Below are 14,525 nucleotides of genomic sequence, written 5' to 3' on the forward strand. Positions count from 1 at the left end.
TCGGTTTGTATCTGCAACATTTTGGATTGGGGGAAGCGCCGTTTTCGCTAACCCCTAATACCGGATTCTTTTTTGGACTAGCGCCTCATGTTGAGGCGTTACAAGTGTTGCAGACCGCGCTACAAACGGGTGAAGGTTTTATCAAAGTCACAGGAGAGGTGGGGACAGGTAAAACGCTTATCTGCCGTAAATTACTCAATGATATACCGAAGCGGTTTCATTGTGCTTATTTGCCGAACCCCTATTTAACCCCCGATGAGTTACGTTGGGCTGTAGCGCTCGAGTTAGGGCTTAAGTATTCCGCGAACATTGACCAGCAACAACTGACCACTTTGATTCAACAGCAGTTAATTGCCCTATCGGCTCATGGTCATTCTATTGTGTTGGTGCTCGATGAAGCGCAAGCCTTGCCAGATGAAAGCTTAGAAGCCTTGCGTCTATTTACTAATTTAGAGACTGAGAGTCGCAAGTTATTGCAGGTGGTGTTGTTTGCTCAGCCTGAACTTGATGAGCGACTGCGTTTAAATAAGTTTCGTCAGTTGCGGCAAAGGATAAGTTTTAGTTATCAACTTAGATCCTTAACTCATGGAGAAACCAGCGCCTATTTGAGCCATCGTCTGCAGATCGCAGGCTACACAGGTCAGCCACTATTTTCGTTAGCTGACAGTAAACGGATAGCGAAAGCTGCCAGAGGGATCCCTAGATTGATCAACATATTGTCTCATAAAGCACTGCTACTTGCCTTTGGTGAAGGTCAGCCGGTTGTTAGCCCACATCATGTGCGCGCGGCTATTAACGATACTGAAGATGCTCAGCAGATCTTGACGACAAAACGCTGGTGGTTAGGTGCCATTAGTGTGGCATCTATTTTATCTATTGTTGCATGGCGTTGGTTTGTAGGGGTCTCAGTATGAGTGTAATAAATACCATGCTTAAAGATCTCGATAAGCGTCAGCAGAGTCATGGTGTCGATGAATTACCTGTGCCTGAGCTACAGTATCAAAGAGCTGCAACCAGTAAGTTGCCTTGGATCTTATTAGCCTTAGTTTCGGGAGTATTGTTACTTGGCAGCGGGATAGCTTGGCAACGCCTCGAGCTGTTGCAGCAAGATAATGTGCAATTGACACACACCATTGAGCAAGCTGCATCTAAAGGTGAGGTTGTTAAGCCTGCTGTTAAGGTGACACCCATCGCAGTAGATTCAAATCGCCTCCCAAAGAAATCGGCTATTGTTGCAGATACCGCTGTTGATGAGAGTCATGTTGCGCAGCAGCCAATGACAGAGAACATTGCGAGTGTTAGTCAGCGTTTACCTAAAGCGATGAATCTACCGGCGCCAGCCGTAGCAAGTCATACTAAAGATACTGAAGCGGTAATGGTCGCAGCTAACGCTATAGGGAGTCCTCAAACTAACTCTACGCCTGACACCGCAGTGGCAGAGGTCAATCCGGCAAAGAGCGCTAAAGCGCCAAGCGTCAAGTCTGGGAACGCCAAGCCTGCCACAAAAAGTAGCACTAATGGCAGCGGGGCGATGGTGATAACCGAGGTTAAGTTATCGCCAACCGAGCTGGCACAAAAGCGTTTTGGATTAGCTCAGTCGGCACAAAATGAAGGTCGTATAAAGCAGGCTCAAGCGTTATTTGCTGAGGCGGTTAAGATAAATCCAGCTATGCATGAGGCTCGCCAGCATTTAGCCGCACTCTACTATGGGCAAGGTATGCTCACTGAAGCTGAATCGGTATTGGCTCAGGGGTTGGTATTATATCCGCAGGAATATGATTACGCGTTATTGCAGGCTCGGGTATATGAGGCGGCAGGGTTATTGGATAAGGCGCTAGCTGCACTGACGCAAATCCCCGATAGCAACATGCTGGCAAAACAAAAATGGACCATGCAAAGTCACCTTGCTCAGCAGTCCAAGGCATATGGTTTAGCAGAGCAGAGCTATCGAAAGTTGGCTCAAGTTGAGCCTCAGCAGGCGAAGTGGTGGATGGGACTCGCCTATGCGTTAGATTCTCAGAGCCAGTTTTCAGCCGCAAAGCAAGCCTATCAGCAGGCGTTAGCGCAACGGGGGTTGTCAAATCAAGCCATTGCCTTTATCGATAGCCGTTTAGCGCAGTTAGGAGAGATCGAGTGAAACCCAAGTTAAAAATGCGTTTAGGTGACCTATTGGTACAAGAGCAGATCATCACCAATGATCAGCTAATGCAGGCTTTAGCAGAGCAAAGAAATAGTGGTAAAAAGCTTGGCCGCACGTTAATCGATCTCGCATCTATTACCGAAGACCAACTACTGCAGTTTTTATCACAGCAGCTCAATATTCCCTTTTTAGATATTAGTCGCCGCGCTATTGCTCCTCAGGTGGTCAATCTATTACCGGAAGTACAAGCACGACGTTATCGTGCTTTGGTCGTTGAAGATCAAGGTGATAGCGTCTTGGTCGCAATGAGCGACCCCGCTGATCTGCAGGCAATGGATAATATTGAGGTACTACTTGCACCTAAAACGATAACCATTGCCGTTGTCACAGAATCCCAGTTGCTAGAGGCGTTTGACAATCTGTATCGCCGTACGGGTGAAATTGCGCAAATTGCAGGCAAGCTAGATGAAGAGTACGCCGCTGACGACCAGTTTGACTTAGTTAGCCTCACTGATGCCGATAGTGACAATGAAACGACTGTCGTTAAGCTTTTGCAGTCGATATTTGAAGATGCAGTGCAGATGCGTGCGTCGGATATTCACATCGAACCGGGTGATAAGGTACTGCGAATTCGTCAACGTATTGATGGTCAGTTGCAAGAGAATATCTTACCTGAGGTGAATATTGCCGCCGCGTTGGTGCTTCGGCTGAAGTTAATGGCGGGACTCGATATCTCTGAGAAACGATTGCCCCAAGATGGTCGTTTCCATATGGAGATCAAAGGTCATCAGATCGATGTGCGTATGTCGACTATGCCTATTTATCACGGAGAGTCTGTGGTGATGCGTTTGCTGGATCAATCGGCAGGCTTATTAACCTTAAATGAGACAGGCATGCCGCCAGCTATGCTGGCGAGGATACGCAAACAGATAAAACGTCCTCATGGGATGTTATTGGTGACAGGACCAACAGGTAGCGGTAAAACCACCACCTTGTACGGCGTGTTAAGTGAGCTTAATACCGCCGATAGAAAAATTATTACCGTTGAAGACCCTGTCGAGTATCAGTTGCCTCGAATCAATCAGGTACAGGTTAACCATAAAATAGGGTTGAATTTTTCTAACGTGCTGCGCACCACACTACGTCAAGATCCCGATATCATCATGGTCGGTGAGATGCGTGACCAAGAAACGGTTGAAATCGGTCTTCGAGGCGCGCTTACGGGTCACTTTGTATTATCTACCTTACATACTAATGATGCGGTAACTAGCGCCTTGCGTTTGCTGGATATGGGCGCCGCGAGTTATCTGGTTGCGAGCGCATTACGAGTGATTATCGCACAGCGGCTCGTACGCCGAGTGTGTCAAAATTGCGCCCAGCCCTATCACCCTAGCGCTCAAGATATTGCTTGGTTAAATTCGGTAACCCATCAAGATTTTTCTGATGCGACCTTTAAAATCGGCACAGGCTGTCAAAGTTGCAATGGTAGCGGTTATCGTGGTCGTGTTGGGGTGTTTGAGATACTTGAACTCGATGATGGGATGATTGATGCGATGCGAAGTGGTAATCCACAAGATTTCGCTGCTGCCGCTTACAATAGCCCTAATTTTACGCCGCTGGCCGAGTCAGCACTCGAATATTTGGCCCAAGGGCTAACCACCATTGAAGAGGTGGAAAAACTTGTTGAAGATGTCTCTGAAAATCAAATACCTCTCTCTACCGATATGATTAGCCATTCAAAGGTTGAGGGCTAATTATGCCTGTTTATCAGTATCGCGGACGAGATTCTCAGGGCAAAGCCGTAACGGGTCAACTCGATGCGGTTTCTGAGAGCGCGGCGGCGGATCAACTTATGTCTCGAGCGGTTATCCCGCTAGCGCTTAATGAAACGAAACCTAAGCGTGAGTTTAATCTTGGCACTTTATTTAAGGGCAAGGTTGGCCTCGATGAGTTACAAATTTTCACGCGGCAGATGTATTCGTTAACTCGCTCAGGTATTCCGATCTTACGAGCGATTGCTGGACTCGCCGAAAGCACTCATTCTAAAAGGATGAAAGAGGCGCTGCGGGATATTTCTGAGCAGTTAACTTCGGGTCGTCCGCTATCTTCGGCAATGAATCATCATCCAGATGTGTTTGACGCCCTGTTTGTCTCCATGATCCATGTGGGTGAGAATACCGGTAAGTTAGAGGATGCCTTTATTCAGTTATCTGGCTATATCGAGCGCGAACAGGAGACCCGTAGACGCATCAAGGCGGCGATGCGTTATCCGATTTTTGTATTGATAGCCGTGGCGCTGGCAATGGTTGTTCTCAATATCATGGTGATCCCTAAGTTTGCCGATATGTTCTCTCGTTTTGGCGCCGACTTACCCTGGGCGACAAAATTATTGATTGGTACTTCCAATTTCTTTGTTAATTATTGGTACCTGTTACTGGCGGCACTCGTCGGTATATTTATCGCTATTCGCTATTGGCATAGTAGTGAGAAGGGCGAAAAACAGTGGGATCGCTGGAAACTCAAAATTCCTGCAGTGGGGAGTATTATCGAACGCTCGACCCTGTCTCGTTATTGTCGCAGTTTTTCAATGATGCTCAGTGCTGGGGTGCCAATGACTCAGGCATTAAGTCTCGTTGCCGACGCCGTGGACAATGCTTATATGCACGATCGTATTGTTGGGATGCGCCGCGGTATTGAGTCGGGCGACTCGATGCTACGAGTCTCTAGCCATAGCAAGTTATTTACTCCTTTAGTGCTGCAGATGGTCGCCGTCGGTGAAGAGACTGGGCAAATCGATCAATTGCTTAACGACGCTGCCGATTTTTACGAAGGTGAAGTCGATTATGATCTTAAAAACCTGACCGCAAAGCTTGAACCTATATTAATCGGTATTGTAGCTGTGATCGTGTTGATCCTCGCTCTGGGTATTTATCTACCGATGTGGGATATGCTCAATGTGGTCAAGGGCGGTAAATAAAGTGAAGCATCACAGGTTAACTAAGGTATTGGCGTAAAGTATGCGGAGTCAGCAGCAAGCCGACAGCGAGTTAATTCAAGTCTATGGCAAAATAGTGGCCATTGCCGTGATGTTACTCATTTTAGCGGTACTGGGCTTTCGTTTCGTTGGCAGTGTCGACAAGGTGTCGGCTCAAGGGCTTAAAATTGAACATGCGCGGCTATTAAATGTCTTAGCAATGGTGAGATCTCAATGGATGACACAGGGGCGGCCAAAACAAATGATGCTCGACTGGTCTACAACGCTCAGTAGAGGTGATGGTGAGCAAAATATCATTTTAATGAGTAATCAAGGTTGGCCGACATTAGATAAGGTGACGGAAAGTAGCTGTAATCAGCTTTGGTGGCAGCTACTTGGAACCAAAAACAATATAGCTCAAGTTGTAACCTTGCAGGGCCCTGACGGAGATATATGTAGTTTTATTGCAAGTAATGGCGATCGATTAAGTTATCAGTTGAGTGCCGGGCGTGTTGTTTTTTTGACAGATCACTAAATTACGCGGTAACAATAGTTTCTAATTTTTGTTTAACTGATAGAATTAATAGGATTATCTAAGAATTAAGGTATGGCTATGACAGGCATTATGATTAGAAAAAAACAGCAAGGATTTTCTCTTATTGAGTTAGTTATTGTGATCGTTATTCTGGGTATCTTAGCCGCAACTGCTATCCCTCGTTTTTTGAATGTCACTGACGATGCCGAAGACGCTAGCGTCGATGGCGTGTCGGGTGGTATTGCCACCGCAGTCAGCTTTGTGCGTTCACAGTGGGAAGTCGACGGCCGCAACAACGCCAGTGTGGTGTTGGACGGTACCAATATTTCATTGGATAGACGTTTTGGTTTCCCTACCGGATTAGCTTCTGGTAGTAACGTCGTGAGCGCAACGGCTATGACCAATGCATCATGCCAAGAGGTTTTCGCCAATATTTTACAAAATGCACCGCGTAATGTGTTGGTGACGCAAGATGCGCGTAACCAACGTTATACCGCTCGTGTTGTGACTGGCGCGGGTGGTAATGGTGTGGCTATCGATGGCACTACGGTAAACAACCTAGATCTATGTGTGTATCATCAGGTGTCCTCATTGACGCTTGATCAAGCTAGTGGTGTACCGACGCCAGCGCCAGATTTAGCGACCGCAGGTGCTAAAGGGGTTTTGTATAACCCAGGTACAGGGCAAGTATTGAGTTTTACCAATTAAACGTTTTTTTTCACAACTTGTATTTTAATAATATGTGTTTCTAACAGTAGAAGTGCAGTCGATATAATCTTAAGGGATGTTAAATATGAATAAGCAAAAAGGCTTTACGCTTATTGAGTTGGTAGTGGTGATTATTATTTTGGGTATTTTAGCGGTGACCGCCGCCCCTAAGTTTATTAACTTGCAAAGTGATGCGCGTAAGTCGACATTAGAAGGGATAAAAGGTGCGATTCAAGGTGCAAATGGGTTAGTTTATGCTAAAGCAGCTTTAGCTGGTGATGAGAAAAAAGCATCGGCTGATTGGACTGGAACTGCTGGTGTAGATATCGGAACTAGTTCAAACGTTAAGACTGATTATGGATACTTACAAGCAACTTCAGCTGAATTGAAAAATGCTATAGATGCAGATTTCGGTGGTGATTGGGAAGTTGAAAGCTCAACTACAACTGAGCCTAAAACTATTGTACTTAAGCAAAAGGGAGCTGCTGCCAGTGTTGCGGCGTCTGGAACTGAGGTTGCTACAGGTTGTACGCTAACTTACACAGAAGCTGCCAGTACAACAGTTGTACCTACATATGCTATTTTAGATAATGGTTGTTAATAGGATATTTCAATGCGAAAACAAAACGGTTTTACCCTAATCGAATTAGTGGTCGTGATCATCATCTTAGGTATTTTAGCGGTAACAGCTGCACCTAAGTTTATTAACTTACAGTCTGATGCTAAGAAATCGACGTTAGAAGGGCTTAAAGGAGCATTACAAGGCGCAAATTCGTTAGTTTTTTCTAAAGCAGCACTTAGCGGCGAAGAAAGAAAGGGTTCCGCAACAGCCGAATCGTCTAAGCTTGGAAGTGTAGATATTGGTACCGCTACTAATGCTGCGACTAACTACGGTTATTTGCAGTCTACGGCCGGTGAGTTATCCAACGCGATAGATATTATTATTAGTAATAAAGAAAGTGATACTGCTGACTGGTATATTGCAGAAGGAGCTGACGGAGCTAAGGCTGCACAGCTTTATCAAGCTGGTTCTGCTCGCTTCGGAAATACAACAACCACGACTAATCGTTGTTATATAACTTATACTCCAGCATCATCTCTAACATCGAAACCATCTTATGTGGTTACAAGTGATGATTGTTAAATCTGAATCTTAGAAAAAGGCCTGCAATGCAGGCCTTTTTTGTCTCTGGGGATAACAGAAATATCTGAAATAGATGGCATTATTTGCCATACTGATTAAGTTATTAGAAACTATAGTGCTATCAGCGGTTTGTGGGCGGATCACCAATGGAAAAACAGCAAGGCTTTACCCTTGTAGAGCTAGTGACTACCATCATGTTAATTGCCATTTTGTCTGTGGTGGTCTTGCCGCGCTTCTTTACCGCCTCGAGTTACAGTGCCTTTACCCTGCGTGATGAGTTTATTGGCGAACTGAGGCGAGTGCAGCTGATGGCGATGAACAATCAAGACCGCTGTTATGGCGTGAATATGACCGCCAGTGATTATCGTATGATGATCTATCAAACAGACTGCAGCTCAGTGATTGTGACAGGCACAGCACAAAATCTTCCTCGCAATACAGCAATCAATCTTAACGGTAACACTAGTTTTGCATTAGTGTTTAACCGTGACGGTGGCGTCACATCCTGCAGCGCTGGCTGCGTCATTAAGGTGAGCGCCGATGACACCTTAGACATTACTATCGAAAGCCAGGGCTATATCCATGGGCGTTGATATTAAGGTGGTTACTCACGTGAACGAGGTTAATTCTGAGCTGCCTAAAGGTGAAAGCGCCAAGCCTGTTATGGCTAATAGTGAAAGCGTAAGCCTTAGCCGCCGCGCAGCGCATCACAGGATGCAAGGTTTTACTCTAATCGAACTTGTGGTTGGGATGTTGGTACTGGGCATAGCCTTAGTGATGTTATCGACCATGCTGTTCCCTCAAGCCGATCGCGCCGCAGAAACCTTGCATCGAGTACGCTCCGCCGAACTGGCTCATTCGTTGTTAAATGAGATTTGGGGAAAACGTTATGATCAAAATACTAACCCCAATGGTGGTGTGCCCGCCTGCGGGGCAGCAGCAAGACCTGACGTCGGTCTGCCAGCCGGGGATAACTGCACCGATGAGGCTGATTTTGGCGCAGCAGGCTTAGCGCGAAATGCTTATCGCGATGTCGACGATTATCATGGCTTGACTCAATCAAGCCAGATGCTGAACTCCTCTCGAACCTATGCCGAGGAGTACCTCAACTACCAGCTGTCGGTCAGTGTGACTTATCCTTATAGTGATAAAAATAGCAAGCTGGTTACGATCAATGTGACGACTCCAAATGGTGAAGTGATCACCTATAACGCGCTGCGGAGTAACTATTAATGAATGCGGATAACAGGCGATGAATAATCGCTTCAGTGGTTTTAAAGCACGTAGCCAAAACTTAGGTTTTACCTTAGTTGAGATGGTTACGGTTATCATCATTCTCGGCATTTTAGTGGTGGGAGTCAGCAGTTTTGTTATTCTCGGCACTCGTATTTTTATTGAGTCGACATCGGTCGATCAAGTCTTGAGCCAGAGCCGCTTTGCCATCGAGCGTATGACCCGTGAGTTACGTAATGCGTTGCCTAACAGTATTCGGGTTAAAACATCACCGCTATCCTATCAATGCATTGAATTTATCCCGATAAAAAGCAGCGCCAGTTACCTTGAATTGCCTATTGCGCCCAATGCGTCTGATAGTCGTGGTTTGATTATGCTGCCGTCGCAGACAATTGATGCTATCGATCAAATGGTGGTTTATCCATTAACCCCCACTCAAATATATGGTGGTACTCCAGCGGGTAGTGAAGGACATATTTTTAATATTAAGCAGGTGACGGGCAATGACGTTGAGTTTGACCGCCCCGTTCGCTTTGCTCAGGCATCACCGCAGCAGCGCTATTTTATGGTTAATGGCGCCGTGAGTTACTGTTTCTTAGCCTCTGGAGAGGTGCGGCGCTATAGCGGTTATAGTTTAACCTCGGCGCAGCCCGATCCAAGTCAGATGGGAACAGGTGTGTTGATGGCAGAAAATGTCACCAATAATTTACAGAACCAGCCTCCTATCAGTTACACCCCTGGAACGCTGATCAATAATGCTGTGGTGCAGTTGTCACCACGTTTTGAGGTGAATGGTCAGTCGTTTCAATATCAGCATCAAGTGCAGGTGATCAATGTCCCTTAACTTTAATCGCTCACTCACAACTCCTAGCCGAATGAATAGTCGAACGATTCGAGCTCTGCCTATGGTTAGCATAAAGGCGAATCAAAGAGGCAGCGCGCTAGTGATAGGTATTTTTATCATCACTGTGATGTTTTTAATGGCAGCTGCATTGATCAATATTTTGAGCGATGCCGATGAGCAGGTGAATTTAGAAGTATTAGGCGCACGCGCATTTGCTGCGGCCAATAGCGGCGCAGATGTGGCGTTAGCGCGGTTATTTCCGCTTAGCGGCTTAGCAGCCGATCGAGTATGTGCTGCTAACAGTACATGGACACCGCCTGATGTTGTTGGTTTCCATGGCTGCTCTGTCAACTTGACCTGTAATGGGGCTGAAGTTGTAGGTGTGACTCAATATCTTATCACCAGCGAAGCGACCTGCTCAGCTGGCAATTGTGATGGCGATAGCTGCATTAGAGTCAATCGCAAGGTGGAGGTAGAGGCCCGTGATTAGACCTGATTTAAAGTCTGTTTATGCTTTTTGTTCTATCTGTATGTTGCTGTGTGGCGTTGGGCATGCAGCAGACTGGACTCAAACTTTTAAAGAGGGGGTGAATAACTACACTGCTGATGGTGATATTTATTTAAATACTGCGACAATTCGCAACGCTCCTTCAAATGCTAAGCTACCGACGTACAATTATTATCAAGACGGCGACCCTAGATTTGACTCCTGTATTGCTAGCCAAGGTCGAAATGCCAAGCCGTGTAGAGCGGGGGATTATGTTGCGAGTAAACCAAATGATATCTTGGAGTTCTCCCAATGTGAATCTTTGAGTGATGTAGACATTAATCCATCTTGGGGCGTTGAAACAGATATACCGATAGGCGAATATCGAAATATAAAAATTAATCAAGATAACACTAAAATAGTAGAGTTTACTTCGGATAGTGAATCTGCAGTCTATAAAATTAAGAGTTTACGTATTGAGAATGGTACTGTAAAGCTTGCTGCTGGTCAGTATTGGATAGAAGACTTATTTATCAATTCTAACGTAAAACTTATTTTTCCAGATTCAGGTGAAGTGAGCTTTTTTATTAAGAATGATTATACGCATTTTAATTTAGCGTTAGATGTGCGTTCAGAAAACTTTCTTATATATAATTATGGGAATTTTACGTTAGGTGGTCAAGCAAGCCTTAATGCTTATGTTATGGCTGAAGGCGATGCGACTATTTCGGGGAGTTCCCACTTAGTCGGGGCTGTTACTGGGCGAAATGTCAAGTTGTATGGGGGCGCTTCAGTCGTTTTTGATCGATCCGCGCAAAATATTAACGTAGTTCCTGATTGCGGTACAACACCACTTTTACCTACCGTTCCCCTTCAATGCCCAGCTGGCGAAAGTACTATTTCTGGGGTTACCTATCGTACTTATGACGCTCGTATTTGGAAGGGCGGACAATATACTAGCCCTGTCGATCATGATGACTTTAATGATCTTATTGCTAATGTTAAAACTCCAGCTCAGCAGCTCGGCGAATCGATAGAATCTGAGATAGATGATTATGGTTCGGGTATTAACCCGCACTCTGATCAAGGCGACTATTATCTTGGGGTTTTTGAGGGGTATATCGATGTACCAGAGTCGGGCATCTACACCTTTGGTATTGATGGTGATGATGCGATAGAGCTATTGATTGACGATCGCGTTGTCGCTGGCTTTTATGGCATACATGCACAATGTGGCTGGCCCTGTGAAACCGGACAAATTGGTTTGGCTGCGGGGACACACAAAGTTGAGATGCGCTTTCATGAAGCCACAGGTCATGAAGCCTATCACCTCTATTGGCAGTTACCCTCCTCAACTAGCTTAGTAAAAGTACCTGCCAGCGCCTATTTTACCTGTTCGTCGACACAGCTTGGGTGTTTTAAAGATGATTTTAATCGCCAAGATCTCGGCAGTGATTGGGCAATTAAAACACTCGGTAGTTCGGTGCCGCCCGCGATTAATTCACAGCGGATGAGGATTACTGAAGCGAGTGGTAATCAGGCAACATCGAGTACTTTTCAGCGACTATTCCCAGCAGAAAATAACTTAGTTCAAGTTGAATTTGATTATTTTGCTTGGTCACCTTCATCAGGTACCGGCGGTGATGGCGTAGCTATTATTCTGTCTGACGCTGCTATTACACCTCAACCTGGCAGCTTTGGCGGTTCGTTAGGCTACGCACAAAGAGATGACGGAACCCCCGGATTTGCAGGGGGCTGGATAGGCATTGGACTAGATGAGTATGGCAATTTTTCTAATCCTAATGAAGGTAAACAAGGGGGGCTAGGATTTAGGCCGCAGGCGGTTGCTATACGTGGTTCAAATCATAGTGGCTATATGTACTTAGCGGGGACGAGAGCCAATATCTCCCCAACAATTGATGTGAGAGGAACCAATAGTGCTAAGCCTAACCATAGATATCGAATTACGGTTGATTCTAGGCAGGCTGGCAAGGCACTGGTACTAGTCGAACGTGATATTAAAGATGGTAATGGCTTTCAGGTCTTAATACCTCAATTTGATGCGAGAAATATTAATGGCCAAGGTGGCGTTCCAGCAGATTTTTATCTGTCTATTACGGGGTCAACTGGGGGCGCGAATAACAATCATGAAATTGATAATTTTGAGGTTTGTGCCCTTGATTCTCGACCTGTGGGTCAGCAGGTGCATCATTTTGAGTTTGATTACTCGAGTAATCCATTAACCTGTAATCCTGAGTCGATGACGATTCGGGCATGTCGCAATGCCAATTGCGATCTGTTTACCGATCCGGTTACAGCGACTCTTTTGCCTGCCAATATGAGCAATGGTGGGTGGGTCGGTGGCAATATTGTCACTATAAACAATGGAATTGGCACTGTTAGCTTAAGGTCCAATACCACAGATCCTGTCACCATTGGCGTCAGTAGTTCGTCGCCATCAACCATTGCGGGCAGTAATACGCTGTGCCGTAAAGGAAATGGAGATTTAGATACCGCGAGCTGTACACTGAGCTTTGCCGAAAGCGGATTTGTCTTTGACGTGCCCGATGAACTCTCTAATAAGCCTTCGACCAATATTTTAGTTAAAGCGGTGAAGCGTGATGATGAAAGTTTGCAATGTGTCCCCGCTTTCAAAGGGGATAAAACCGTTAATTTTTGGAGTGATTATATCACCCCCAACCGCGGTACTCTGCCTGTAAAAGTCACTACAGGTGCTATTGAACGCCCAGTCGGTGCTTCCGAGAATACAGCAGAACCCCTGACGCTTAGCTTTGATGACAAAGGACAAGCGATTATTGATGTTAACTATGCCGATGCCGGTGAGATGCAATTAAATGCCCGTTATATAGGTAGTGGCGACGAACAGGGGTTAGTGATGAACGGCAGCAATAAGTTTGTCCGTCGCCCAGTGGGTTTATGTATCGATTCAGAGGTGTGTAGCAATTGCAGTGTATCTGGGCCCGTATATAAAAAAGCCGGTGAAGAGTTTGATATGACGGTAAAGGCAATGGCATGGGAGTCTGACAGCGATGGCGATATTTGTCGCGGCAATGCGTTGACGCCTAACTTCACATTAACAGGGATAGCATTAACCCATGAGTTAGTGCTTCCTACCATTGCTGATGGTGGTGTGAAAGGCGCATTGGGATTGGATGAGTATGAGCAAAAATCTGGAAAGCAGACGGTTACACAGTCGGTTTCTGAAGTCGGAGTATTCCAGTTTTCGGCAACGCCTAAACCTAACAGCTATTTTGGTTATAGTATCCCGGGCGCGACAACGGGCAAGATGGGGCGTTTTACTCCTTATTATTTAACCGTCACGCCCAATGAGCCAAAGCTAGCACCGAGTTGTAATAGCTTTACCTATATGGATCAACCTTTTGGTTTTGTGGTGGCTAGTGAACCTAAGCTGCTGGTTACGGGGAAAAATAAGCAAAACAATGAAACCAAGAACTACCAACTTGAAGGCTGGTGGAAATATAACAATCAATGGACGCAGCGCGCGTTTAGCCATCTCAATGGTTCAACTCTTGCTGAGCTCGTTCGAGTCGATGCTGGCGAGGTTAAATTTCTCGCAAGCAGCAATAATCAGCCACGTTCGGCCTATTTGCTAAATGAAACACTTAAATATAAACGAACTCCAACGGCGTTAGCCCCTTTCGATGCCTTGATGGAATTACAGCTATCAGTTGATGATCTCAAAGATAGTGATGGCATCTGCTATCAAGTCGATGAAGCATTGAGTTGTAGTGGTATTACTTTTGAGAATATTGCCCTCAATGATAGCTTTAAACTTCGCTATGGACGCTTAGTAGTAGAAAACGGTTATGGGCCTGAATCTGAGAGTTTACGTCTACCGCTGCGCGCTGAGTATGTTAGCAGTGTCGCATTAACAGGAGAGGCCACTTGGCTGCCCAACAGTTTAGACAACTGCTCTATCTATAATACTCAAACCTCAGCTGATGCGAGCGAGGTGTCAACTACTGGCTTATATATGCAGCCACCGACAGGCTTCCCAGCCATTCGTGCCTACAGCGATTCCAGTTTAACCCTGCAGAGTGGCAGCCTAAGCTTGGGGAATGGCTACAGCTATTTCTCCATACCGAATGCGACGGGAGAGGTGGTGCTTAAACAGCATGTGGAGCCTTGGCTTAAGTGGTATTGGAACTTTGATGGTGCCTCACCAACGGTTCTGTATGACCCACGAGCAAATGCATACTTCGGCACCTATCGGGGTCATGACAAAGTCATTTTTTGGCGCGAAGTTCGCTAGTTTTTATCATAGGAATGAGCATTAATCTGACAATTAAAATGATATGAGTGGCTGAATACATCGTTGGGTTAAAGCGAGTATTTACTACGCCTGAGGTGCTGGCACGATAAACTCTGAAGATGAACAGATATTTATCATCGGATCAGCATAATATCCTTGTGGAATC

13 protein-coding genes are annotated in these 14,525 nt (G+C 45.7%); all 13 read left to right on the plus strand.

The window, feature by feature from the left end; translation table 11 throughout:
• Positions 1-5: 5 nt before the first annotated feature.
• The 13 genes from K0I62_RS02070 to K0I62_RS02130 all read left to right on the plus strand — a co-directional run bounded on the left by K0I62_RS02070 (position 6) and on the right by K0I62_RS02130 (position 14,359).
• Positions 6-914, plus strand: coding sequence for an ExeA family protein (locus K0I62_RS02070; protein ID WP_220069902.1), 909 nt, complete (start codon positions 6-8; stop codon positions 912-914).
• A complete protein-coding gene (locus tag K0I62_RS02075) occupies positions 911-2,137 on the plus strand; it encodes a tetratricopeptide repeat protein (RefSeq protein ID WP_220069903.1) in 1,227 nt (408 codons plus the stop codon). Before K0I62_RS02070 ends, K0I62_RS02075 begins: the two co-directional genes overlap by 4 nt.
• Complete coding sequence (locus tag K0I62_RS02080) at positions 2,134-3,894, plus strand: GspE/PulE family protein (RefSeq protein ID WP_258405065.1); 1,761 nt, start codon at positions 2,134-2,136, stop codon at positions 3,892-3,894. Before K0I62_RS02075 ends, K0I62_RS02080 begins: the two co-directional genes overlap by 4 nt.
• 2 nt (positions 3,895-3,896) lie before the next feature.
• Positions 3,897-5,117 carry a type II secretion system F family protein gene (locus K0I62_RS02085; RefSeq protein WP_220069904.1) on the plus strand — a complete coding sequence of 407 codons (1,221 nt, stop codon included), beginning with the start codon at positions 3,897-3,899 and terminating at the stop codon, positions 5,115-5,117.
• 40 nt (positions 5,118-5,157) lie between these two features.
• Positions 5,158-5,649, plus strand: a complete 492-nt coding sequence (locus K0I62_RS02090; protein WP_220069905.1) for a hypothetical protein — start codon at positions 5,158-5,160, stop codon at positions 5,647-5,649.
• Between the two features lie 93 nt (positions 5,650-5,742).
• Positions 5,743-6,357, plus strand: coding sequence for a pilin (locus K0I62_RS02095; RefSeq protein WP_220071251.1), 615 nt, complete (start codon positions 5,743-5,745; stop codon positions 6,355-6,357).
• 85 nt (positions 6,358-6,442) lie between these two features.
• The gene (locus K0I62_RS02100; protein WP_220069906.1) at positions 6,443-6,958 is read left to right on the plus strand and encodes a type II secretion system protein; all 516 of its coding nucleotides are present in this window, start codon (positions 6,443-6,445) and stop codon (positions 6,956-6,958) included.
• Between the two features lie 12 nt (positions 6,959-6,970).
• Positions 6,971-7,501 (plus strand): type II secretion system protein, encoded by a 531-nt coding sequence (locus K0I62_RS02105; protein ID WP_220069907.1) that lies wholly within the window; start codon positions 6,971-6,973, stop codon positions 7,499-7,501.
• A gap of 146 nt (positions 7,502-7,647) precedes the next feature.
• Complete coding sequence (locus K0I62_RS02110; RefSeq protein ID WP_220069908.1) at positions 7,648-8,094, plus strand: type II secretion system protein; 447 nt, start codon at positions 7,648-7,650, stop codon at positions 8,092-8,094.
• Positions 8,095-8,164: 70 nt separating this feature from the next.
• Complete coding sequence (locus tag K0I62_RS02115; RefSeq protein ID WP_220071252.1) at positions 8,165-8,734, plus strand: type II secretion system protein; 570 nt, start codon at positions 8,165-8,167, stop codon at positions 8,732-8,734.
• A 19-nt stretch (positions 8,735-8,753) separates the two neighbouring features.
• A complete protein-coding gene (locus K0I62_RS02120) occupies positions 8,754-9,578 on the plus strand; it encodes a PilW family protein (RefSeq protein WP_220069909.1) in 825 nt (274 codons plus the stop codon).
• Complete coding sequence (locus tag K0I62_RS02125; RefSeq protein ID WP_434086820.1) at positions 9,568-10,068, plus strand: MSHA biogenesis protein MshP; 501 nt, start codon at positions 9,568-9,570, stop codon at positions 10,066-10,068. Before K0I62_RS02120 ends, K0I62_RS02125 begins: the two co-directional genes overlap by 11 nt.
• Complete coding sequence (locus K0I62_RS02130; protein WP_220069910.1) at positions 10,061-14,359, plus strand: DUF6701 domain-containing protein; 4,299 nt, start codon at positions 10,061-10,063, stop codon at positions 14,357-14,359. The genes K0I62_RS02125 and K0I62_RS02130 overlap by 8 nt, the downstream gene beginning before the upstream one ends.
• Positions 14,360-14,525: the final 166 nt, after the last annotated feature.

The sequence above is a fragment of the Shewanella psychrotolerans genome, from assembly GCF_019457595.1.
GTDB lineage: Bacteria > Pseudomonadota > Gammaproteobacteria > Enterobacterales > Shewanellaceae > Shewanella > Shewanella psychrotolerans.